23 protein-coding genes and 1 tRNA gene are annotated in these 20,074 nt (G+C 68.0%); 5 read left to right on the forward strand and 19 right to left on the reverse strand.

Annotation, left to right across the window (positions count from 1 at the left end):
* Window positions 1-34: 34 nt before the first annotated feature.
* From PSA7680_RS03285 to PSA7680_RS03295, 3 genes are all read right to left on the reverse strand, one after another.
* Window positions 35-1,513 (reverse strand): carboxypeptidase M32, encoded by a 1,479-nt coding sequence (locus PSA7680_RS03285; protein ID WP_085867233.1) that lies wholly within the window; start codon window positions 1,511-1,513, stop codon window positions 35-37.
* The gene (gene ctaA, locus PSA7680_RS03290) at window positions 1,510-2,661 is read right to left on the reverse strand and encodes a heme A synthase (RefSeq protein ID WP_085867234.1); all 1,152 of its coding nucleotides are present in this window, start codon (window positions 2,659-2,661) and stop codon (window positions 1,510-1,512) included. The genes PSA7680_RS03285 and ctaA overlap by 4 nt, the downstream gene beginning before the upstream one ends.
* Window positions 2,662-2,806: 145 nt before the next feature.
* Window positions 2,807-3,547: an RNA methyltransferase gene (locus PSA7680_RS03295; RefSeq protein ID WP_085867235.1), complete on the reverse strand. Its 741-nt coding sequence runs from the start codon at window positions 3,545-3,547 to the stop codon at window positions 2,807-2,809.
* A gap of 73 nt (window positions 3,548-3,620) precedes the next feature.
* Between PSA7680_RS03295 and PSA7680_RS03300 the strand changes: the two genes are divergently transcribed.
* Window positions 3,621-3,950, forward strand: coding sequence for a TfoX/Sxy family protein (locus PSA7680_RS03300; protein ID WP_085867236.1), 330 nt, complete (start codon window positions 3,621-3,623; stop codon window positions 3,948-3,950).
* 55 nt (window positions 3,951-4,005) lie between these two features.
* On the forward strand, window positions 4,006-4,626 hold the full coding sequence (locus PSA7680_RS03305; protein WP_085867237.1) for a thiamine phosphate synthase: 621 nt from the start codon (window positions 4,006-4,008) through the stop codon (window positions 4,624-4,626).
* Window positions 4,627-4,664: 38 nt separating this feature from the next.
* On the opposite strand, the gene olsA is transcribed toward PSA7680_RS03305, so the two are convergent.
* The 3 genes from olsA to PSA7680_RS03320 form a co-directional block, all read right to left on the reverse strand.
* Complete coding sequence (gene olsA, locus PSA7680_RS03310; RefSeq protein ID WP_085867238.1) at window positions 4,665-5,495, reverse strand: lyso-ornithine lipid O-acyltransferase; 831 nt, start codon at window positions 5,493-5,495, stop codon at window positions 4,665-4,667.
* Complete coding sequence (olsB, locus tag PSA7680_RS03315; protein WP_085867239.1) at window positions 5,492-6,271, reverse strand: L-ornithine N(alpha)-acyltransferase; 780 nt, start codon at window positions 6,269-6,271, stop codon at window positions 5,492-5,494. Before olsB ends, olsA begins: the two co-directional genes overlap by 4 nt.
* A 156-nt stretch (window positions 6,272-6,427) precedes the next feature.
* On the reverse strand, window positions 6,428-6,574 hold the full coding sequence (locus PSA7680_RS03320; protein WP_085867240.1) for a DUF3553 domain-containing protein: 147 nt from the start codon (window positions 6,572-6,574) through the stop codon (window positions 6,428-6,430).
* Between the two features lie 58 nt (window positions 6,575-6,632).
* On the opposite strand from PSA7680_RS03320, the gene PSA7680_RS03325 reads away from it, so the two are divergent.
* A complete protein-coding gene (locus PSA7680_RS03325) occupies window positions 6,633-7,235 on the forward strand; it encodes a histidine phosphotransferase family protein (RefSeq protein ID WP_176244071.1) in 603 nt (200 codons plus the stop codon).
* A gap of 107 nt (window positions 7,236-7,342) precedes the next feature.
* Here the strand turns inward: PSA7680_RS03325 and PSA7680_RS03330 are convergent, their stop codons facing one another.
* The 9 genes from PSA7680_RS03330 to PSA7680_RS03370 all read right to left on the reverse strand — a co-directional run bounded on the left by PSA7680_RS03330 (window position 7,343) and on the right by PSA7680_RS03370 (window position 15,536).
* Window positions 7,343-8,599 (reverse strand): glutamate-5-semialdehyde dehydrogenase, encoded by a 1,257-nt coding sequence (locus PSA7680_RS03330; RefSeq protein ID WP_085867242.1) that lies wholly within the window; start codon window positions 8,597-8,599, stop codon window positions 7,343-7,345.
* Window positions 8,600-8,668: 69 nt separating this feature from the next.
* The gene (proB, locus tag PSA7680_RS03335; protein WP_085867243.1) at window positions 8,669-9,775 is read right to left on the reverse strand and encodes a glutamate 5-kinase; all 1,107 of its coding nucleotides are present in this window, start codon (window positions 9,773-9,775) and stop codon (window positions 8,669-8,671) included.
* A complete protein-coding gene (gene obgE / locus PSA7680_RS03340; RefSeq protein ID WP_085867244.1) occupies window positions 9,763-10,809 on the reverse strand; it encodes a GTPase ObgE in 1,047 nt (348 codons plus the stop codon). The genes proB and obgE overlap by 13 nt, the downstream gene beginning before the upstream one ends.
* 100 nt (window positions 10,810-10,909) lie before the next feature.
* A complete protein-coding gene (locus PSA7680_RS03345; protein WP_085867245.1) occupies window positions 10,910-11,449 on the reverse strand; it encodes a GNAT family N-acetyltransferase in 540 nt (179 codons plus the stop codon).
* Window positions 11,446-12,051: a LysE family translocator gene (locus tag PSA7680_RS03350; protein ID WP_085867246.1), complete on the reverse strand. Its 606-nt coding sequence runs from the start codon at window positions 12,049-12,051 to the stop codon at window positions 11,446-11,448. The genes PSA7680_RS03345 and PSA7680_RS03350 overlap by 4 nt, the downstream gene beginning before the upstream one ends.
* Before the next feature lie 94 nt (window positions 12,052-12,145).
* The gene (gene rpmA, locus PSA7680_RS03355; protein ID WP_085867247.1) at window positions 12,146-12,415 is read right to left on the reverse strand and encodes a 50S ribosomal protein L27; all 270 of its coding nucleotides are present in this window, start codon (window positions 12,413-12,415) and stop codon (window positions 12,146-12,148) included.
* Between the two features lie 11 nt (window positions 12,416-12,426).
* On the reverse strand, window positions 12,427-13,068 hold the full coding sequence (locus PSA7680_RS03360) for a 50S ribosomal protein L21 (RefSeq protein ID WP_085867248.1): 642 nt from the start codon (window positions 13,066-13,068) through the stop codon (window positions 12,427-12,429).
* 158 nt (window positions 13,069-13,226) lie between these two features.
* On the reverse strand, window positions 13,227-14,531 hold the full coding sequence (locus tag PSA7680_RS03365; protein ID WP_245824434.1) for a 3-deoxy-D-manno-octulosonic acid transferase: 1,305 nt from the start codon (window positions 14,529-14,531) through the stop codon (window positions 13,227-13,229).
* A 12-nt stretch (window positions 14,532-14,543) separates the two neighbouring features.
* Window positions 14,544-15,536 carry a KpsF/GutQ family sugar-phosphate isomerase gene (locus tag PSA7680_RS03370; protein WP_085867250.1) on the reverse strand — a complete coding sequence of 331 codons (993 nt, stop codon included), beginning with the start codon at window positions 15,534-15,536 and terminating at the stop codon, window positions 14,544-14,546.
* A 143-nt stretch (window positions 15,537-15,679) separates the two neighbouring features.
* On the opposite strand from PSA7680_RS03370, the gene PSA7680_RS03375 reads away from it, so the two are divergent.
* Window positions 15,680-16,348, forward strand: a complete 669-nt coding sequence (locus tag PSA7680_RS03375; RefSeq protein ID WP_085867251.1) for a sulfotransferase family 2 domain-containing protein — start codon at window positions 15,680-15,682, stop codon at window positions 16,346-16,348.
* Between the two features lie 88 nt (window positions 16,349-16,436).
* On the opposite strand, the gene PSA7680_RS03380 is transcribed toward PSA7680_RS03375, so the two are convergent.
* The 4 genes from PSA7680_RS03380 to PSA7680_RS03395 all read right to left on the reverse strand — a co-directional run bounded on the left by PSA7680_RS03380 (window position 16,437) and on the right by PSA7680_RS03395 (window position 19,732).
* Window positions 16,437-17,210, reverse strand: coding sequence for a hypothetical protein (locus PSA7680_RS03380; RefSeq protein ID WP_085867252.1), 774 nt, complete (start codon window positions 17,208-17,210; stop codon window positions 16,437-16,439).
* Entirely contained in the window at window positions 17,207-18,037 is an 831-nt protein-coding gene (gene kdsA, locus PSA7680_RS03385; RefSeq protein WP_085867253.1) for a 3-deoxy-8-phosphooctulonate synthase, read from the reverse strand. Before kdsA ends, PSA7680_RS03380 begins: the two co-directional genes overlap by 4 nt.
* Window positions 18,034-18,834: a 3-deoxy-manno-octulosonate cytidylyltransferase family protein gene (locus PSA7680_RS03390; RefSeq protein ID WP_139838540.1), complete on the reverse strand. Its 801-nt coding sequence runs from the start codon at window positions 18,832-18,834 to the stop codon at window positions 18,034-18,036. The genes kdsA and PSA7680_RS03390 overlap by 4 nt, the downstream gene beginning before the upstream one ends.
* Window positions 18,835-18,901: 67 nt before the next feature.
* Complete coding sequence (locus tag PSA7680_RS03395; RefSeq protein WP_085867255.1) at window positions 18,902-19,732, reverse strand: hypothetical protein; 831 nt, start codon at window positions 19,730-19,732, stop codon at window positions 18,902-18,904.
* Window positions 19,733-19,916: 184 nt separating this feature from the next.
* Between PSA7680_RS03395 and PSA7680_RS03400 the strand changes: the two genes are divergently transcribed.
* A tRNA-Ser gene (locus PSA7680_RS03400) sits at window positions 19,917-20,006 on the forward strand.
* Window positions 20,007-20,074 lie beyond the last annotated feature (68 nt).

The following is a 20,074-nucleotide window of genomic DNA, read 5'->3' on the forward strand; positions in this document are numbered from 1 at the left end:
GGGCCTGCCCCGCGTGCCGCGGCGTGACGTGGCGTCAGAGATCGTAGAGATCGGCGAATTTCGCCTCGAGGTAGTCCAGCAGCGGACCTTCGGACGGCGCGAAACCGCAGGCATGGGCGATGGTCTCCTTCGGGCTGCGCAGCGCGCCGTATTGCTGAAGGCTCTCGCGCAGCCAGCCGGTGGCGGCGGAGGTATCGCCCTGCGCTAGCTGCGCATCCAGATCGGGAAGGGCCGCGCGCATCGCCTTGTTGAGGCAGCCCGCGTAGACGTTGCCAAGCGTGTAGGTCGGGAAGTAGCCGAAGAGCCCGACCGACCAGTGCACATCCTGCAGGACGCCGTTGGAGGGCTTGTCCACGGCCACGCCGAAATCGGCCTCGAAACGTTCGTTCCAGGCGGTGGGCAGGTCGGCCACCTCCAGTTCGCCCCTGATGATCTTGCGCTCCAGATCGAAGCGCAGCAGGACGTGGAGGTTGTAGTGGATCTCGTCGGCCTCGGTGCGGATGTAGCCCGAGGTGACGCGGTTCACCACCCGGTAGAAGCTGCGCGCGTCCGCCACGCCGAAATCGCCGAAGGCCTCGCGCATCTGTCCGTAGAGCCAGGCGGTGAAGGCTTCGCCCCGGCCGAGCTGGTTCTCGTAGATGCGGCTCTGGCTTTCATGCACCCCCATCGAGACGCCCCGCCCCAGCGGCGTGAGCAGGAAATCCTCGCTCACCCCCTGCTCGTAGGCGGCATGGCCGACCTCGTGGATGGTGGAGTAGAAGCAGTTGAAGGGATCATGCAACGCGGTGCGCGTGGTGATGCGCACGTCCTGCCCGGACCCCGAGGAGAAGGGGTGCACCGCCTTGTCGATCCGGCCCCGATTGAAATCGTAGCCGAAGGCGCGGGCGAGCTTTTCCGACAGCGCAAGTTGCTTGTCCTCGGGAAACTCGCCGGCAAGAGGCTCCGGCACCTTGCCCGAGGCGAGGATCTTCTCCCGCAGCGCGACGAGGCGCGGGCGCAGGGCGGAGAACATGGCCTCGAGCTCGGCGCCGGTGGCCTCGGGTTCGTAGTCGTCCAGCAGGGCATCGTAGAGATCGCCGCCGGCGGCCAACGCGGCGGCTTCCTCCCGGCGCAGGGCGACCACCTTCTGAAGCGTCGGCGCGAAGGCGTCGAAATCCTCGTTGGCGCGGGCTTCGGCCCAGATGCCCTGGGCAATCGAGGTTTCCTTTGCCAGCGCGGCGGCGAGCTTTGCCGGCACCTTGGTGTTGCGCTCGTAGGATTTGCGGATCAGGCGCAGCTTGGCCTGATCGGCCTGGGAAAGCGCGGTGGCGTCGATGGCGGCGAGCCACTCCCCCAGCCTCGGATCGGTGCGGCGGGCGTGGAGCACGCTTTCGATGGCGGCCATCTCCTCGCCCCGCTGGGCCGCGGCGCCGCGCGGCATCACCGTTTCCTGATCCCAGCCCAGACGGCCGGCGATGGCCCCCAGCGCCTCGGTTTCGCGTTGGTGGCTCATCAGCTCGTCGAAAGCGCTCATGCCTTGGTGCTCCGGATGGTTTGGGTGATCGGGTATTGGGCGAGGAAGCGGGCGCGGATGATCAGCACCCACAGCACGATGCCGCCAAGCTGGTGCAGGATGGCGATGTTCCACGGCGCGGCGTGCATCAGCGTGACGATGCCCAGCACCACCTGCCCGAAGAGCATCACCGCCATCCAGTCGAAGGCGCGTTTGGTGGCCTCGTTGCCGCTGCCGCGGGCGCGGCGCCAGACGACGATACCGAAGATGAAGAGCCCGTAGGCCAGCATCCGGTGGATGAACTGTACGAGCGAGGGGTTCTCGAAGAAATTCGTCCAGAGCGGCGTGTAGTTGAACATGTCGTCGGGAATCCACTGGCCGGCCATGCGCGGCCAGTCGATGTAGCCCCGGCCCGCGTCGAGCCCGGCGACCAGCGCGCCGAACAGGATCTGCAGGAAGGCGAAATGCATCAGCCCCGTGCCCATGGAGAAGAGCTTGGGGTTGCGGCCGCGGCGGGCCTGCATCAGCGCGGCCTCGCTGCGGCCGAGCTTGAGGATGAACCAGGTGATCAGCCCGAGGATGACGAAGGCCAGCCCGAGGTGCACCGCGAGCCGGTAGGAGGCCACGCTGACCATGCGGCCCGTCAGGCCCGAGGAGACCATCCACCAGCCGATGGCGCCCTGAAGGCCACCAAGCGCGCCAAGGCCAAGGAGCCGCGGGGTCCAGCCGGTGGGGATGCGTTTGGTGGCAAGGAAGAAGAGGAAACCAAGCGCCCAGACGAGGCCGACGAAGCGGCCGAGCTGCCGGTGCCCCCACTCCCACCAGTAGATGAACTGGAACTCGGCGAGCGTCATGCCGCGGTTCATCAGCTCGTATTGCGGCGTCTGACGATACTTGTCGAACTCGGCCTGCCAGTCGGCCTCGTTCAGCGGGGGCACGGCGCCGGTCACGAGGTTCCACTCGGTGATGGAAAGGCCGGAATCGGTGAGCCGGGTCAGCCCGCCCACGAGGATCATCGCCGCCACCATGGCAAAGAGAACCATGAGCCAGATTCGGATCGCGCGGCGTGCGCCGCCGGTGTCCTTGTCGATCAGACCGGGGCTCGGCGCGGCCACCTTCGTTTTTTCGTCGGTGCCGACCTCTTCGAAGATCGCTCGTTTCTGGCTCATCTGGCGTGTCTCTTCGGCTGATTTTTCCTGCGGCGCAACCTAGGCGCAGCACCGGAGCGGGGCAAGGCCCCGCGCCGGGCACGATTTGCCGCGCTGTGCGCGGCGGGCCTCCGGCGGGGATATTTTCGGAACAAAGTGGGGCGGCTCAGCCGCGCTCCTTCCAGCGCACCATCTGGCGCATCATCCCGTGGAACACCTGCACGTCGGCGCGGGTGAGCGGCATCCGGGACCAGAGGTTGCGCAGGTTCGTCTTCATGTTTTCGGCCTTGGCCTCCGGGAAGAAGAAGCCCGCCTCATCGAGGCGCTGCTCGTAGTGCTCCGCCAGCTTGGTGACCTCGTGGGCCTCGGCGAATTCCGTCTTCGCCATCTCCATCACCTCGGGGATGGCGTCCTCGGTCTGGCGGCGCCACTCGTAGGCGGTGAGCAGCACGCATTGGGCGAGGTTGAGCGAGGCGAACTGCGGGTTGACGGGCACCGAGATGATGGCGTTGGCGCGGGCGACGTCCTCGTTTTCCAGCCCGGCGCGCTCGGGGCCGAAGAGCACGCCGACCTTCTTGCCCTCCGCGATCAGGGCGCGGGCGTGCGCCATGGCGCGCTCGGGCGTCATCACCGGTTTGGTGAGGCCGCGGGCTCGGGCGGTGGTGGCGAAGATGTAGTTGCAGTCGGCGATGGCGCCGTCGAGATCGTCATGAAGCTGCGCTTCGTCGAGCAGGCGGCCGGCGCCCGAGGCCATGGCCACGGCCTTCTGGTTGGGCCAGCCGTCGCGCGGGGCGACGATGCGCATGCGGTCCAGCCCGAAGTTCCACATGGCACGGGCGGCGCCGCCGATGTTCTCCCCCATCTGCGGGCGCACGAGGATCATGGCGGGCTGGGGTGCGGGCGTCATCTGTTCTGTTTCCTTGGCGTTGCGGGGCTGGCGCGTGATACGCTGCGGCTATCCGGAGATCAAGGAGCCGGACATGGCCTATGACGAGGGACTGGCCCAGCTGATGCGCGACGAGCTGGCCGGGCAGTCCGGCATAACGGAGAAGAAGATGTTCGGCGGGCTGTGCTTCCTGCTGAACGGCAACATGGTCTGCGGCGTGCATGCCGGCGGCGCGATGTTCCGGGTGGGCAAGGCGCGCGAGGCCGAGGCGCTGGCGATCCCGGGCGCGGCCCCGCTGTCTTTTACGGGGCGGCCGTTGGGGGGCATGATCGAAACCGACGCGGCCGCGCTCGGCGACGATGGCCGCCGGGGCCTCTGGATGGCATTGGCGCTGGCCCATGCATCGGCCCTGCCGCCGAAGTAGCCAAGCCCCCGAAAGCGCGCTATAGGGGCGGCAAGACAAAGAAGGACTCCGCCAGATGGCCGAAATCGAGCGCCCGCAGATCTACCTGATCACACCGCCTGAAATCGAACTTTCCACCTTTCCCGACGCCCTTGCCGGCGTGCTGGACGCCGAGGAGATCGCCTGCGTGCGCCTGGCGCTTGCCACCAAGGACGAAGACCGCCTCGCCCGCGCCGCCGACGCGGTGCGCGAAGTCTGCCACGCCCGCGACATCGCGCTGGTGATCGAAAGCCACGTGATGCTGGTGGAGCGGCTGGGCCTTGACGGGGTGCACCTCGTCGATGGCGGGCGCTCCCTGCGCAAGGTGCGCAAGGCCCTCGGCGGCGATGCCATCGTGGGCGCCTACTGCGGCGCTTCGCGGCACGACGGGCTCGTGGCCGGCGAGGCCGGGGCCGACTACGTGGCCTTCGGTCCCGTCGGCACCACGCCGCTGGGCGACGGCACCATCGCGGAGGCCGAGCTGTTCCAGTGGTGGAGCGAGATGATCGAGGTGCCCGTGGTCGCCGAGGGCGCGCTGACCGAAGACCTCGTGCGCAAGCTGGCCCCGATCACCGATTTCTTCGGCATCGGCGAGGAGATCTGGCGCAGCGACTCACCGGCCGCCGCCCTGCGCGCCCTCGTCGCCGAAATGGGCTGAGCCCGCGCGCCGGGCGCGGGCTTCACGCGAGGCAGTCCTCACGCGAGATAGTCGTTGAAGCCCTGCCGCACGGCGGCCTCGCAATGGCGCGCCAATGCCTTGCGCCCCGGGAAATGGGAAACCTTCACCGGGGCGTGATAGATCACCTCCACGCTGCCCTGCCGCCGGGCCGCCAGCGTCTTCAATAGGTGGGTGGCGAAGTCCATGTCGCCCCACCAGCCGTAGAAGCGCGCATCCTCGCCCTCCGGCGCATGGTAGACGACGCTGACCGGCTGCACCCAGAGGATCTCCCGCAGACCGTCGGCGAAGAAGGCTTCGAAGAGCGTCGGCTTGAAGGGCAGCACCTGGCGGCCGTCCGTCGAAGTGCCCTCGGGAAAGAACAGCAGCTTGTGGCCCGCCTTGAGCCGCGCTTCGAAGATCTCCTTCTGGGCGCGCGCCTGCCTTGGGTCGCGGGTGATGAACACGGTGCCCGTCGCCCGCGCGAGCCAGCCGATGCCGGGCCAGCCGGCCACTTCGGACTTGCTCACGAAATAGACGCGGTTGCGGGCGTTGAGGGTGAAGATGTCCAGCCAGGAGGCGTGGTTGGCCACCACCGCCCCCTTCTGGCGCATCTGCGCGCCGACGGTGGCATAGCCCATGCCGAGAATGCGGAAGGCATTGCGGCAGACGAACTGCGTCACATAGGGCGTGATCGGGCGCTCCACGCCGTAGAGCGGGCGCTCGATGAGGCGCAGCAGGAGCAGGATCAGCAGACCGCCGAAGGTCAGGGCGGCCAACGCCAGGCCACGCCAGGCCACGCGAAGCCAATCCTGCCACGCGAGCGGCGCGCCGGCCTGCGGCCGATCCTCGGAATTCCACGTCACGTTCATGCCCCGTGCTCCCGCGCGTAGATGGCGCGCTGCCGGTCGTTCATCCGGGCCGTGTCCAGCACGAGGCAGACATCGGTGGTGTTGAAGGCGTGATCCACGTAGGCGCCCTCGCCCACGAAGCCGCCGAGCCGCAGGTAGGCCTTGATCAGCGCCGGCGTCGCCAGCATCGCGGCCTTGCGGTCGATCCCCGCCTCCGGCAGCAGATCCATCCGCTGGAAATGCCCGGGCCGCGCCCGCACCCGCAGATCCTCGGGCGCGAGGTGGCGGTGGTGCAGCAGCGACAGCGGCGCGGCCAGGGCCTGCACGTCCGTGCCGTGGAAGCTCGCCACACCGAAGAGCACTTCGATCCCGTGCCTGCGCACGTAGCCGGCCAGCCCGTTCCAGAGGTGATACATGCCGGTGCCGCCCCGGTAGGCCGGATGCAGGCAGGAGCGACCGAGCTCCAGCAGGCGCCGCCCCGAGGACTTCAGGACCTCGAGATCGTATTCATCCTCGCTGTAGAACCGCCCCACGGCGTCGAGCTTGTCGCTGCGCAGCAGGCGATAGACGCCGACAACACCGCCCGGCACCCCCTGCGGCGCCGCCGGATCGATCAGCAGCAGGTGATCGTAATGGGGATCGAAGGCATCCCGCTCCAGCCGGGCCTCGTGATCCACGAGCGCGCCGTCGCCGCCGAGCTCTTCCACGAAGACCTCGTAGCGCAGCCGCTGGGCGGCTTCGATGTCGGCGTCGTTTTCGGCCAGCCGAACGACGAATTTCTGTGCCTGCGAATACATGGGCCCCGGCTATTTTGCAGCAGTGGGCGGGTTCTAGGGGCACGCCGGCGAAATTGCAACATTGCGCCCGGCGAGGGCTCATCCTAAGGTTGTTCTCGAGGCGTGATCCGATCCGCTTGCCCGTCACCGGCCCCGTCACCCTGCGTGGCCGTTCCGTTACTCGTACTGGATCAGAAGTTGCACCCGATGCCCGTCGATCACGACCTTTCCCATTTCCTGGAAATTCACGGTAATCCGCCCGTCGATGTTGGATTGCACCTGCCCCAGCCCCCAGTCGGGCTGCTGCGGATGGCGCACCAACATGCCGGGTTCGAGAAAATCGTTCGTGGTTCCCGTTTTGCCTGTCACAAGGATGATCCTCTTGCCTGAACGCCTCACAGACGATCTCGCCGGCCTCGTCGGCGCGCGCATCTGCCATGACGTGATAAACCCTCTCGGCGCAATCGGAAACGGCCTTGAGCTGCTGCTGCTCACGCTCGACGCCCCCGCCCCGGAAGTCGAGCTTCTGGAGGCCTCGGTCCGGAACGCCCAGTCCCGCGTGAAATTCCTGCGTATCGCCTTCGGTCCGGCGCGCGATTCCGCACCGGTCGCAGCGCCCGAGATCCGCGCCATCATCGAAGGATTCACCACCGGCTCCCGGCACGAGATCGCCTGGCGGATCGACGAGGATCTCGCCAGGAAACACCTGCGCCGCGCCTTCCTGATGCTGCTGTGCCTGCTGCCGGCGCTGCCGCGCGGCGGCCGACTCGTCGCCGACAGCGATGGCCGCAGCCTCGCCCTCACCGCCACGGGCCCCCGCGTCCTGCGCGAACCCGACCTGTGGGAGCCGATGCTGGCCGGCCGCCGCCCCGAGGCGCCCTCCGCGGCCACGGTGCAATTTGCCCTGCTGGCAGATGACATCGCCACCGAAGGCCTCTCACCGGAAGTCGAGGAGGCCGAGGAAAGGCTGCTGTTCCGCCTCTGAGCGCGGCGCCTTTCCTCTCGCGAAAAATACCTCGGGGGAGGCGCGCCGCAAGGCGCGGCGGGGGCAGAGCCCCCTGCCCGCCCCCGGCCACGCAGTGCAATCGCGGATCAGCCGCGGATGGTGCCGTCGCCCGTCACCAGGTACTTGAAGCTCGTCAGCTGCTCGGCCCCCACCGGGCCGCGGGCGTGCATCTTGCCGGTTGCGATGCCGATCTCCGCCCCCATGCCGAACTCGCCGCCGTCGGCGAACTGGGTGGAGGCGTTTCGCATCAGGATGGCGCTGTCCAGCCGCGCGAAGAAACGAGCCGCGGCGGCGTCATCCTCGGTGAGAATGCAATCGGTGTGGTTGGAGCCGTATCTGCGGATATGGGCGATGGCCCCGTCGATGTCCTCGACCACTTTCGCCGCGATGATCATGTCGAGGAATTCCTTTCCGAAATCCTCCTCGCCGGCGGGGACGGAGCCAACAAGCCCTTCGCCGGCGCGCACTTCGACGCCGGCCTCCTTCAGCATGTCCACGAGCGCCTGGCCGAGGCCCGCGGCCACGTCCTTGTGGATCAGCAGGCATTCGGCAGCGCCGCAGATCCCGGTGCGGCGGGTCTTGGCGTTCAGCACCACGGCCCTGGCCTTCTCCGGATCGGCCTTGGCGTCCACGTAGATGTGGCAGATGCCTTCGAGATGGGCGAAGACGGGCACGCGCGCCTCGCGCTGCACGAGGCCCACGAGCCCCTTGCCGCCGCGCGGCACGATCACGTCGATCGTGTCCACCATCTTCAGCATCTCCGCCACGGCGGCCCGGTCGCGGGTGGGCACGCGCAGGATGGCGTCCTCGGGCAGGCCGGCGGCGCGCAGCCCCTCCTGCAGACACGCGTGGATGGCGCCGGAAGAGTGGAAGCTCTCCGAGCCGCCGCGCAGGATCACCGCGTTGCCGGCCTTCAGGCAGAGCGCGCCGGCATCGGCCGTCACGTTGGGGCGGCTTTCGTAGATCACCCCGATCACGCCGAGCGGCGTGCGCACGCGCTGGATGTGCAGGCCCGATGCCATGTCCCACTCGGTGATGATTTCGCCGACCGGATCCTTCTGCTCGGCCACGGCGCGCAGCCCGTCGACGATGCCGCGGATCCGGGCCTCGTCCAGCATCAGGCGATCCATCATCGCCGGGCTGAGCCCCTTCTCGCGGCCGAACTCCATGTCCTTGGCGTTGGCGGCGATGATCTCGCCCCGCCGCGCCCAGACGGCCTCGGCCGCGGCGATCAGCGCGGCGTGCTTGCGCTCGGCGGAGGCAAAGCCCAGTTCCGCCGCGGCGGCCTTCGCGCGGGCGCCGATGTCGGCCATCATTTCGGCGATGTTTTCCATGTCTTTCATGGTGCGTGTTCCTCGTATCCTCGCGGCGCTCCGGGCCCGGCGGCGGCGTCTTTCCACGCGCGGCCCCGCCTAGAGCACCATGTCATCCCTGTGGATGAGGGCGGCGCGGCCTGTGTAGCCGAGAACGCCCTCGATGTCACCGGAGCGCAGGCCCCGGATCCGGCGGGCCTCCTCCGCCGTGTAGCGCGCGAGCCCCTTGCCCAGCGTTTCCCCCGATGGGCCCAGGATGGAGACCGGATCACCCCGTCCGAAATCCCCGTGAATCTCCGTCACGCCCGCCGGCAGCAGCGATGTCCCTTGCGCCAGCGCCTTCGCCGCGCCCGCGTCCACCCGCAGTTCGCCCTGCGGCTTCATCGACAGGATCCAGCGCTTGCGCGCGGCGGCCGGATCCTCCTTCGGCAGGAACCAGGTGCAGGGCGCGCCCGCGTCCAGCGCCGACAGCGGGTTGAGCCGGCTGCCCTCGGTGATGACCATGGCGCAGCCCGCGCCCATCGCGGTCTTCGCCGCCATGAGCTTGGTTTTCATTCCGCCCTTGGAGAGGCCCGAGATGCCGTCCCCGGCCATGGCCTCGATCTCGGGCGTGATCTCCTCCACCACGTCGAAGCGCCGGGCATCGGGATCCTGCGCCGGGTTGGCGGTATAGAGCCCGTCCACGTCGCTCAGAAGCACGAGCTGATCGGCGCCCACCGTCACCGCGATCTGGGCCGCGAGGCGATCGTTGTCGCCGAAGCGGATCTCGTCGGTGGCGACGGTGTCGTTCTCGTTCACGATGGGCACGGCGCCGAGCCCCAGGAGCTGGGAAAGCGTGGCGCGGGAGTTGAGGTAGCGCCGGCGGTTGGCGCTGTCTTCCAGCGTCACGAGCACCTGCGCGGTGGTGATCCCGTGGGGCGCGAGCGCCTCCTCGTAGGCACGGGCGAGCCGGATCTGGCCGACGGCGGCCGCGGCCTGGCTCTGTTCGAGCGAGAGCGCCCCGGCGGGCAGCCCCAGCACCCCGCGCCCCAGCGCGATGGAGCCGGAGGACACCAGCACCACGTCGCTGCCGCGCGCCTTGGCGGCGGCCACGTCCGCGGCCAGCGCCTTCAGCCAGTCCGTCTTGAGATCCCCGGTCGCGCGATCGACCAGCAGGGCCGACCCGATCTTCACGACGAGGCGGCGCGCATCCTTCAGGGCTGCCATGCCTCGGGTTCCTCCCCCCCGGTTTCCTCGCGCCTGACGCGCAGGCGGTTCTCGTCGATCTGGCTGCGCAGCGTGCGCAGGACGGCCTCAACCCCTTCGCCGGTCACGCCCGACATCAGCAGGACGGGGCCACCAACGGCGGCCTCCAGCTCTTCCCTGATGAAGCTGCGCTCCTCCGCGTCGAGCGTGTCGATCTTGTTGAGTACCGTCACCCGTGGCTTCTCGGCCAGAGCGCCGCCGTAGGCTTCCAACTCGCCGATGATCGTTTCGTAATCCTTCACCGGATCGCCCGAGGTGCCGTCCACGAGATGCAGCAGCACCGCGCAGCGCTCCACGTGGCCGAGGAAGAGATCGCCCAGCCCGCGCCCCTCCGAAGCACCTTCGATCAGGCCGGGAATGTCGGCGACGACGAATTCCACGCCGTCCACGCCGACGACCCCGAGATTGGGGTGCAGCGTGGTGAACGGGTAGTCGGCCACCTTGGGCCGGGCGTTGGAGGTGGCCGCGAGGAAGGTGGATTTGCCCGCGTTGGGCAGGCCCAACAGGCCCACGTCCGCGATCAGCTTGAGCCGCAGCCAGAGGGTGCGCTCCACGCCCGGCTGGCCCGGATTGGCCCGGCGCGGCGCCTGGTTGGTGGCGCTCTTGAAGTGGAGGTTGCCGAAGCCGCCGTTGCCGCCCTTGGCCAGCAGCACGCGCTGGCCCACCTCGGTGATGTCGGCGATCAGGGTCTCCCCGTCCTCGTCGAGGATCTCGGTGCCCACGGGCACGCGCAGCACGATGTCCTTGCCGTCGGCACCGGTGCGCTGGTTGCCCATGCCGGGCTGGCCGTTCTTGGCGAAGAAATGCTGCTGGTAGCGGAAGTCGATGAGCGTGTTCAGCCCGTCCACGGCCTCGGCCCAGACATCGCCGCCGCGCCCGCCGTCGCCGCCGTTGGGGCCACCGTATTCGATGAACTTCTCGCGCCGGAAGCTGACGCACCCCCCGCCGCCCGCGCCGGAGCGGATGTAGACCTTAGCGAGATCGAGGAATTTCATTGCGAGCCAACCCTTTCATGGGGTGCGATAATTCAGAAAGGCAGCAGGCTCAAGCCTTTGCGGCGCAACGGCGCCGCAAAGGCCGAAATCACCGGCCGCCTCAGGCGAGTTTCTTCAGATATGTCCACGTGGGCACGTTCGCGCCACGGGCCACGGAGTAGGTTTCGGCATCGCCGATGTAGGCGAAGCCGGCATTGGTCAGCACGCGGGCGCTGGCCGGGTTGTCCTGGAAGACTTCCGCGAAGATCGTCTTGCAGTTCTGCGGATTCGCCGCGAGCAGCGCGGCGACGGCCTCGGAAGCAAGGCCGGTGTTCCAGAACAGCGGCGCCACCCAGTAGCCGATCACCGAACGCCCCTCGCCTTCCGGCTTGAGGCTGATGACGCCCTGCACCTCGGGCCCGCCGTGGGCGGTGCCGTCCATCACCCAGACGTCCTCGATCCTGTCATCCGCCGTGGAGCGGGTGATGAAGGCCTCGATGGCGCCGGGCGGCAGCGGATGCGGGATCGAACGCGTGCCTTCCGCCACGCGGCGGTCGCCGGCATACATGGCCAGAAGCCCCGCATCCGAACGCCGCAACGGGCGCAGCGTGAAGCGCTCCGTTTCGATCACGGGCTGATTGATGATCGCTTCGATTTTCATGCCGTTCCTCCTCCGAAGAGCACGAAGAGAACGCTGGCCACGGTGAGGGCGGCCAATGTCCCCATGAGATATCTTTCCGCCGGCGTGCCAGCGACACGTGCGGCGATGCGGTCCCCGCCCCAGGTCCAGATCGGGTGAAACACGAGCTGGCAGATACACAGACAGATGGCGATCGTCGCCGTCGCCTGCAAGGCGGGGGTGCCGGGGCTCACGAAGGCCGTGAACCCGGCGGTGATCATGGCCCAGGCCTTGGGGTTCAGCGGGTGCACGAGCAGCCCCGCCCAGAAGCCAGGGGCCTTGCCGCTGGCCTCGCCCGGCGCGAGGCGCAGGTTCGCCACGCGCCAAGCCAGCCAGCAGATGTAGGCGGCGGAGACCCATTTCAGGCCTTCGAACACCCAGGGCACAGTTTCGGCCAGCCCCATGAGGCCGAGGCCGATCGGCCAGATGATGAGCTGCTTGCCCGCGACCACGCCCAGCACGAAGGGCATCGCCGCCCTCAGCCCGTAGCGCGCACCGGTGGTCAGCAGCGCCATGTTGGCCGGGCCCGGCGTCGCCACCTGGCTCGCGGCAAACAGCAGGAAGGATCCCGTCGCGACGCCCATCTGAACTCCAATCGGCTGCAAGGCAGCAATACATCAAAAAAGGGACCGGCGTTTCCGCCGATCCCCTGAATATCTACCTTCAAAAGGTTTCGGCTTACTCAGCGGCCTCCGCCACCGGGAGGACCGAAATGAAGGTGCGGCCCTTGAGGCCCTTGTGGAAGGTGACCGTGCCCTCTTCTTTCGCGAAGATGGTGTGATCCTTGCCCATGCCCACGTTCTGGCCCGGCCAGAACTTGGTGCCGCGCTGACGCGCGATGATGTTGCCCGGAATGACGACTTCGCCACCGAACTTCTTCACACCAAGGCGGCGACCAGCGGAGTCGCGACCGTTACGGGATGAACCGCCTGCTTTTTTGTGTGCCATGCGTTCTCTCCTTAGCCTTTGGCCAGTTCTTTGGCCTGTTCGATCCAGCCTTCACGCTCGATGCGGCCCTTGAACGAGAGCTTCTCGTCGAACTCGGCAACGTCGGCTTCGGTCCAGGCGGCGATCTGCGCGAAGGACGTCACGCCGGCAGCGTGCAGCTTTTTCTCCAGGGCCGGTCCGACGCCGGAGAGCTTCTTCAGGTCATCGGCACCGGCCGCGGCGGCGGGGGCTTCAGCCTTCTTTTCCGCTTTCTTCGCGGCTTTCTTGGGTGCCGGAGCGGCAGCCTCGACAGCAGCGGCGGAGACGGAACCCGCGCCGATGGCGGCTTTCACGCCGGATTTCTCGGCGCCGGATTCCAGGATGTCGGTCACGCGGACCAGCGTCAGTTGCTGACGGTGGCCCTTGGTGCGCTTGGAGGAGTGCTTCCGGCGACGCTTGACGAAGTGGATGACTTTCTCACCCTTGATCTGGTCGATCACTTCGGCCTGCACGGCAGCACCTTCGACGGTGGGCGTGCCAACCTTGGCGCCGACCATCAGAATCTCGTTGAATTGAACTTTCTCGCCAGCATCTGCAGCCAGTTTCTCAACGCGCAGAACGTCACCGCTCTGAACCTTGTACTGTTTGCCGCCGGTCTTCAGAACCGCAAACATGTGCTTTTCCTTCGTATCCCGCGTCCTTCGGCCCCGAAATCAGGTGTTTCGGCGTTTGGTGCCTGCGAACGGCGCGCCCATCTCGGGGCGTGATTCACCATAGCCCGCGCGCCACATGCCCGCAGGAAGCGCGCTTATCGGAGGGAATGGAAAGATTGTCAACCCCCGCGTGCACCGCTTTCCGAGCGGGCGGGCACAAGCGCCGCGATGGCCTGCCACGTCTCTTCCAGCACCCGGCCGCGGGCCTCGATGACGCCCCGCGCGGCCGTGGTGAGCGCGGCGCGGCGCTCGGGGTCGAGCCCGGCCATCACCGCCTTCGGCAGCGCCTGCGCGTCGGCCACCGCGATGGCCGCGCCGGCGGCATCGAGCTGTGCGTAGCTCTCGGCGAAATCCTCCACCTGCGGGCCATGCAGGATGACGCAGCCGAGCGCCGCCGCCTCGAAAGGGTTCTTGCCCAGGTAGGGCACCTCGCGCACCGGCAAGGAATGCCCGATGAAGGCCACCTGCGCAAGTCGATACCAGAGCCCCATCTCGCCCAGCGTATCAGCCACGTAGACGGCCATCGCGCCGTCCGGCGGCTCCCCCGCCGAACGCAGCCCCGCCGCACCGAAACGCGCGCGGGCCTGCGCGGCCACCTCCGGCCCAACGCCGATGTTGCGCGGTGCAATGATCAACAGCGCATCCGGGAAGCTTTCGCGCAGCGCTGCGTGGGCGGCGAGCATGGCCGCGTCCTCGGCAGCTTCCGTGGCCGCCGCCAGCCAGACGGGCCGCGCACCGATGCGCGTCCGAAGCTCTGCCAATGTGTCTGGATCCGCCGCCAGCGGCCGCGCCGCGCCCTTCAGCGCGCCGGTGACGGAGATCCTCTCCGGCGCGACGCCGAAATCGGCGAAATGGCGGGCGGACTCCGCATCCTGCACGAGACAGGTGGAGAAGCGTGACAGCACGTCCGCGTAGAGCCCGCGCAGCTTTCCCCGGCTCTCCACGCTGCGCGCGTAGAAGCGGCTGTTGATGAGCGCCAGCGGAATGCCGCGCCGGTCGGCCTCGACGATCACGGCGGGCCAGAAATCCATCTCGGAGAACACCGCCACCACGGGCTGCCAGTGATCCAGAAACCGCGTCACCGCGGCGCGGGTATCGACGGGCAGGAACTGGTGGCGGCAGCGCGGCGGCAGGCCCACGCGCGCCAGCGCGTCGGCGGAGGTCTGGGTGGTGGTGGTGAGCAGGAAGTGGGCCTCGGGCAGCGCCTGCCCCGCCCGCTCGATCAGCGGCAGCAGCGCCAGGCTTTCGCCCACGCTCAGGGCGTGGAACCACAGGAGCGGGCCTTGCGGGCGCGCCGGCAGGTTGCGCGCGAAGCGTTCGTCCACCCGATCGGCCGCCAACTTGCCCTTCTTCACCCGCCCGGCCATCGCCCGCCGCCACAGCGGGCCCGAAACGCGGGCAAAGCCGAGGTAGGCCGAGAGCATCCAGCCCAAGGCTCAGGCCGCCCCGACGTTGAGCAGTTGCAGCACGGTCACGAGGCCCACGGGCTTTCCGGCCTCCACCACGAAGGCGGCCGAAATCTTGCGCTCCTGCATCGTGTGAAGGGCGCGCGCCGACAGCCGCCCCGGCTCCAGCGTGATCGGATCGCGCGTCATGATCGCATCGGCGAAGGTTTCGCGCATGGCCTTCTGCATCGGCGCATCGGACTGGCGTTCGAGGTAGCGGCGGATGTCGCCGTCCGTCACCACCCCCTGCAGCATGCCGGCGCCGTCAACGATGCCGACGATGCCGAAGCTCTTGTCCGACAGCGCGGCTATCACGTCGATCACAGGCTGGTCCGGCCGCACCAGCGGCAGATCCTCCGGCGGCACCATGATGTCGGCGATGCGGGTGAGCGAGGCCCCCAGCTTGCCGCCCGGGTGGAAGCGGTGGAAGCTGGTTTCGGTGAACCCCTTCTTCTGCAGAAGCGCGATGGCCAGCGCATCGCCCATCGCCAGCTGCATCATGGTCGAGGTCGTCGGCGCGAGGTTGTGGGGGCAGGCCTCCCGCGCGCGGGGCAGCGCCAGCACCACGTCGGCGGCCTTCGCGAGGCTGCTCTCGCCGTTGCCGGTGAGCAGGATCAGCGGCACGCCGAAGCGGCGGCTGTAGGCGGCGATGTCGGACAGCTCCCGCGTCTCGCCGGACCAGGTGAGCATCAGGATCACGTCATCGCCCTGGATCATGCCCAGATCGCCGTGGCTGGCCTCGGAAGGATGCACGAAGAACGACGGCGTGCCGGTGGAGGCGAAGGTGGCGGCGAGCTTGCTGCCGATATGGCCGGATTTGCCCAGGCCCGTGACGATCAGCCGGCCCTTCATGGCGAAGATCAGGTCGATGGCGGATTGGGTGACCTGCTCCAGCGCCGGCGTGGCGAGCGCGGCGATGAGCGCGTCGATCCCCTCGCGGTTTGTGGTGATCGCCTGTTTGACGTGATCGCTGTCGGTTGTCATCGCCCGGCCTTCCTGCACGCTTGCGCCCGTTTTGCCTTCCGCTTACGCCAAAGCCCGCCGCGCATCAATGCCCGGCCCAGCCGCTTGCCCCGCGCCGCCGGCTCGGGGTAAAGGGGCGCGAACCGCAACGGAAGGCCCCGGCGATGATCATTTCGACGCAATACAACTTCATCTTCGTCCACATTCCCAAGACGGCGGGGATGAGCGTGACCGACGCCTTCCAGAAATACGGGCGTCCGCAGGGCCGCTCGCTGCTGCGCTCCTTCAGCCGCCGCCTGCCCTTCCGCGAAAGCCCCGCCAAGGCGCATTTCCGCTACCACGATCCGGCCAGCACCTTCGTGCGCAAGCTGGGGCCGGAGGTGTTCGAGCGCTTCCTGAGCTTCTCCGTCGTGCGCAACCCCTTCGATCACGCGGTTTCGCACTACGAATACATGAAGCAGTTCCGCATCAAGGACATCGCCGAGAAGGTGGGCCAGCTGAGCTTCGAGGAGTACCTCGACTACCGCCGGCAGCCGCCGCGCGGCAAGGACACGATCTTCGCGCGCCTGCCCAACCAGAGCCATTACCTGACCGACGGCGCCGGCACCCTCCTCGTCAAGCGGCTGGCGCGGTTCGAACGGCTTGAGGCCGATCTCTCCGCCATCGCGGAGGAGCTGGCGCTTCCCGAGTTCCGCCTGCGCCACATCAACAAGACCAAGAGCAAATCCGAGAAGAAGCCCTACCAGGACTATTACACCCCGCAAACCGAGGCGATCGTGCGGGAGATCTACAAGCCCGACTTCGCGCTCCTCGGCTACGACGACAGCCTCTGAGCCGGCGGCGTCCACGGCGCTCCAGACACGCCGCACCGATCAGGCGCGCGGGCATGCCGCGAGGGCACGCCCTGCGCCGGGCCCCGCCTCACATGCGGAAACCGTTCTCCAGCCAGTAGTCGCGCACCCACGGGATCGGCTTGCGGCCGTAATGCGGAAACCTGCCCCAGGGCTTGGAGGTGCGTCCGATCACGTCGATCGGGCGCGGATCGCCGTGGAAGGCCACGATGAGCGTGCCCGGATCCGGCGCACGCGGCGGAAGGAAGCGATCGAGGATCGGCGGCTGGCGCAGGTGACGCTTGAAGCTGATGACCCATTCCTCGGGCCATGTCTTCCAGCCGCGCACGTAATGCTCGATCACCTGCTGCTCGTTCTGGAACTGCGCGTAGGCGGCTTCCTTGTCCTTCAGGAAGTTCTCAAGCACCTGCGGCTGGCTGCCCAGATCGAAGGCGAAGACGCCGGAGGCCAGCCGTGGTGCGGCGTTGACCTTGCCCCGCCGCCAGTCCGGCCCGCCCGCGATGGAGATGAATTCCCCTTCCATCTCGAAGAAGGGTTCGAGCCGGCCGACGATGACCGAATCCAGATCGATGAACAGCGCCCGCCCCGTCAGCCCGTAGAGATCTTCCTTGAACATGCCCAGCTTGGGCCAGGCCCCGGCGCCGTAGCGCTCGGGCGGAAGATCGAGGTCCGGCAGCGGGAAATGCTCGATCTCCGGGTCCAGCCCTTCGGGCTCGTTCGTCAGGCAGACGAAACGGAAGGGCGGCGCCAGGTGTTTGCGCACCGCGTTGAACAGCACGTTCACGTAGGCGCCCGGATAGAGCGCGCCCCACTTCATGCAGATGACGATGCGTTCCCGGCTCATGCCTTCACCACGTCGTCCAGCGCCTTGAGCTGATCCAGCAGCGCGCCCATCTCGGCCAGCGGCACCATGTTGGGGCCGTCGCTCGGGCTGCGGGCTGGCTCCTCGTGGGTTTCGATGAACACGCCGCCCACGCCGACGGCCACCGCCGCGCGCGCCAGTGGCGGCACGAATTCGCGCTGCCCGCCCGTGGAGGAGCCCAGCCCGCCGGGCAGCTGCACCGAATGGGTGGCGTCGAAGATCACCGGGCAGCCCGTCTGCGCCATGATCGGCAGGGCGCGCATGTCGCTCACCAGCATGTTGTAGCCGAAGCTCGCGCCGCGCTCGGTGAGCAGGATCTTCCCGTTGCCGGTGCTCTTGATCTTGTCCACGATGTTGGGCACGTCCCACGGGGCGAGGAACTGGCCCTTCTTCACGTTGATGACCGCACCTGTTTCACCGGCCGCCAGCAGAAGATCGGTCTGGCGGCAGAGAAAGGCGGGGATCTGAAGGATGTCCACCGCCTGGGCGGCGCGGGCGCATTGCCCCGGCTCGTGCACGTCGGTCAGGACCGGGCAGCCGAATTCCTCGCGGATGGCGGCCAGGATGTCGAGCCCGGCCTCCATGCCCAGGCCGCGCTTGCCCGAGAGGCTGGAGCGGTTGGCCTTGTCGTAGCTGGCCTTGAACACGTAGGGGATGCCGCGCGCGGCGCAGAGCTCGGAAAGCGTGCCGGCGAGCATGCGCGCGTGCTCCAGCGATTCCAGCTGGCAGGGCCCGGAGATCAGACTGAAGGGCAATGTGTTGGAAATGGCCACGTCGCCGAGGGTGACGGTTTGGGCGGTCTCGCTCATGCAATGCCTTCCCGGGCCATGATGGCCTCGATGGTGTCGATGTCGGAGGGGTTGTTGAGTTCCCAGAAATCGCGGCCGCGGGCGTCCACTTCGACGCAGCGCACCCGCATGCCGTTTTCGAGGAAGCGCAGCTGCTCCAGCCCTTCGAGTTCCTCGGCCTTGCCCGGCGCCAGCGCCGCGTAGGCCGCCAGAGCGGCCGGCGTGTAGGCATAGACCCCGACGTGGTGGAACACCGGCGTCTGCGCCTCGTCCGGGTAGTCGCCCGGCGTGAAGGGCAGCACTTCCTTGGAGAAATAGAGCGCGGCGTTGTCGCGCCCGAAGACGGCGGTGGTGCCGCCCACGCGATCGGCCTTGCGATCTTCTTTCAGGCGGCGCAGATGCGCGCCGGTGGAGCGCAGAACCGGCGTGGCGCAATCGGCGCCCGGGTCCGCCGTCATCGAGGCGATCAGCGCCTCCACGAACCACGGCGGCGTCAGAGGGGCATCGCCCTGCAGGTTCACGACGATCTCCGGCGTCTCGGGCAGCAGCGCCACCGCTTCGGCACAGCGCTCGGTGCCGTTGCGGCAGGCCGAGGACGTCATCAGCACCTGCGCGCCGAAGCCTTCGGCGGCCTGCGCGATGCGCTCATCGTCGGTGACGACGTAGACGGCATCGGCCCCGGCCACGCCGCAGGCGCATTCCCAGCTGCGCCGGATCAGGGATTTGCTTTCGCCCGTCGCGCCGCGCAGTTCGGCCAGCGGCTTGCCGGGGTAGCGGGTCGAGGCATACCGCGCCGGGATGAGAATGACCGATTTCAATGGCTTGCTTCCTTCCACCTGTCTGGTGGCCCTCATACACCGGCCGCGCAGGCGGTGAAACCGGCAATCAGATGTCCTGCCCGCCCATGAACCGGGCCGCCGCCAGCCCGAGCCCCCGCGAGATCCCGACGAGCATGGTGTCGAACCCGGCGAAGAGCGCGCGGTTAAGATCCTGCCCCGCCTCGGTTTCGGAGAAATCGATGTAGGACTGCACCTCCTCGTCGCTCAGCGGCTGGTAGGCCAGCGCAAGGTAGGAAAACAGCCAGTCGCGCGTGTCGGAGCGGATCTCGGGCTCCTGCTGCCAGACATCGGCGAGGATCTGATCCTCGGTGAGATCGAAGGCGAAGGCGCCGCCGTCCACCAGCCCCGTGTAGAAAGCGTAGTTGGCGTTGAGCGAGCCGACGACGTTGGCTTCCACCAGGTCGTTGGCCTCGGAGAAGGCCTCCAGCAGATCCAGCCGGGGGTCGCCCTGCTCCTGCATGGTTTCCAGCGTTTCGCGGCTGGCGGCCTCGATGCTTTCGTCCATCTGGGCGATGCGGGCCGAGATTTCCAGCCCGATGATGCGCTGGCCTTCTTCGCTTTCGAAATAGGCGAGCGCCGGTGCGATCGAGGATTCGGGCATCTCCGCCGCGAAGCTCGCCCGGAAGCTCTCCATCATCGCCGGCAGCGCATAGAGCCGCTCAACGCTGTCACGCCAGTTCTCGCCCCCGGCGGCGGGAAACAGCTCCGCCTCCAGTTCGTCGGCATAGACGAGCCCCTCCTCGCGCATGATCTCCAGAACCGACTCGAGCCGAAGCGCCTCCAGCAGATCGTCCACCGGCTCGGCCGTGGCGGGAAAGGCCAGCGCGGCCGTGGCGGACAGGCCCAGGGCAAGGGCGACGGAAAGGCGACGGGACATGGTGCCTCCTGCAATGATCCTGCGGAAGATGTTAGCCCCTGCCCGCCGGATAGGAAAGCGCTCGCGGCGCAGTGCGGGCCAATTGGCCACAGGCCGCGCGCCGGCAGCGCCTCCTCGCAGCCGGAAGTGAAAAAACCGGTTGCAGCGGCTGCCCGCTCGGACTAAACCGCGCGCACCACTTCGCGGAGAGGTGCCGGAGTGGTCGAACGGGGCGGTCTCGAAAACCGTTGTGGGCGCAAGTCCACCCAGGGTTCGAATCCCTGTCTCTCCGCCACTTCCCCCTTCCCATCACTTGGTCCGCCCGCGAACGGGGCCGTGCGCTGCGTCTGCCGCAACAACACC

This window comes from Pseudoruegeria aquimaris, from assembly GCF_900172235.1.
In the GTDB taxonomy this organism is placed as follows: Bacteria; Pseudomonadota; Alphaproteobacteria; order Rhodobacterales; family Rhodobacteraceae; genus Pseudoruegeria; species Pseudoruegeria aquimaris.

Excerpts from the sequence above, each read along its gene's own strand:
- kdsA (WP_085867253.1), bottom strand. The coding sequence starts at position 18,037 with ATGAGCGAGACCGCCCAAACCGTCACCCTCGGCGACGTGGCCATTTCC.
- PSA7680_RS03395 (WP_085867255.1), bottom strand. The coding sequence starts at position 19,732 with ATGTCCCGTCGCCTTTCCGTCGCCCTTGCCCTGGGCCTGTCCGCCACG.
- PSA7680_RS03305 (WP_085867237.1), top strand. The coding sequence starts at position 4,006 with ATGGCCGAAATCGAGCGCCCGCAGATCTACCTGATCACACCGCCTGAA.
- PSA7680_RS03375 (WP_085867251.1), top strand. The coding sequence starts at position 15,680 with ATGATCATTTCGACGCAATACAACTTCATCTTCGTCCACATTCCCAAG.
- ctaA (WP_085867234.1), bottom strand. The coding sequence starts at position 2,661 with ATGAGCCAGAAACGAGCGATCTTCGAAGAGGTCGGCACCGACGAAAAA.
- PSA7680_RS03330 (WP_085867242.1), bottom strand. The coding sequence starts at position 8,599 with ATGAAAGACATGGAAAACATCGCCGAAATGATGGCCGACATCGGCGCC.
- PSA7680_RS03285 (WP_085867233.1), bottom strand. The coding sequence starts at position 1,513 with ATGAGCGCTTTCGACGAGCTGATGAGCCACCAACGCGAAACCGAGGCG.
- PSA7680_RS03360 (WP_085867248.1), bottom strand. The coding sequence starts at position 13,068 with ATGTTTGCGGTTCTGAAGACCGGCGGCAAACAGTACAAGGTTCAGAGC.
- proB (WP_085867243.1), bottom strand. The coding sequence starts at position 9,775 with ATGGCAGCCCTGAAGGATGCGCGCCGCCTCGTCGTGAAGATCGGGTCG.
- rpmA (WP_085867247.1), bottom strand. The coding sequence starts at position 12,415 with ATGGCACACAAAAAAGCAGGCGGTTCATCCCGTAACGGTCGCGACTCC.
- olsA (WP_085867238.1), bottom strand. The coding sequence starts at position 5,495 with ATGAACGTGACGTGGAATTCCGAGGATCGGCCGCAGGCCGGCGCGCCG.
- PSA7680_RS03350 (WP_085867246.1), bottom strand. The coding sequence starts at position 12,051 with ATGGGCGTCGCGACGGGATCCTTCCTGCTGTTTGCCGCGAGCCAGGTG.
- PSA7680_RS03300 (WP_085867236.1), top strand. The coding sequence starts at position 3,621 with ATGGCCTATGACGAGGGACTGGCCCAGCTGATGCGCGACGAGCTGGCC.
- PSA7680_RS03295 (WP_085867235.1), bottom strand. The coding sequence starts at position 3,547 with ATGACGCCCGCACCCCAGCCCGCCATGATCCTCGTGCGCCCGCAGATG.
- PSA7680_RS03320 (WP_085867240.1), bottom strand. The coding sequence starts at position 6,574 with ATGTTGGTGCGCCATCCGCAGCAGCCCGACTGGGGGCTGGGGCAGGTG.
- PSA7680_RS03365 (WP_245824434.1), bottom strand. The coding sequence starts at position 14,531 with ATGCTCTCGGCCTACCTCGGCTTTGCCCGCGTTTCGGGCCCGCTGTGG.
- olsB (WP_085867239.1), bottom strand. The coding sequence starts at position 6,271 with ATGTATTCGCAGGCACAGAAATTCGTCGTTCGGCTGGCCGAAAACGAC.
- PSA7680_RS03345 (WP_085867245.1), bottom strand. The coding sequence starts at position 11,449 with ATGAAAATCGAAGCGATCATCAATCAGCCCGTGATCGAAACGGAGCGC.
- PSA7680_RS03370 (WP_085867250.1), bottom strand. The coding sequence starts at position 15,536 with ATGACAACCGACAGCGATCACGTCAAACAGGCGATCACCACAAACCGC.
- PSA7680_RS03380 (WP_085867252.1), bottom strand. The coding sequence starts at position 17,210 with ATGAGCCGGGAACGCATCGTCATCTGCATGAAGTGGGGCGCGCTCTAT.
- obgE (WP_085867244.1), bottom strand. The coding sequence starts at position 10,809 with ATGAAATTCCTCGATCTCGCTAAGGTCTACATCCGCTCCGGCGCGGGC.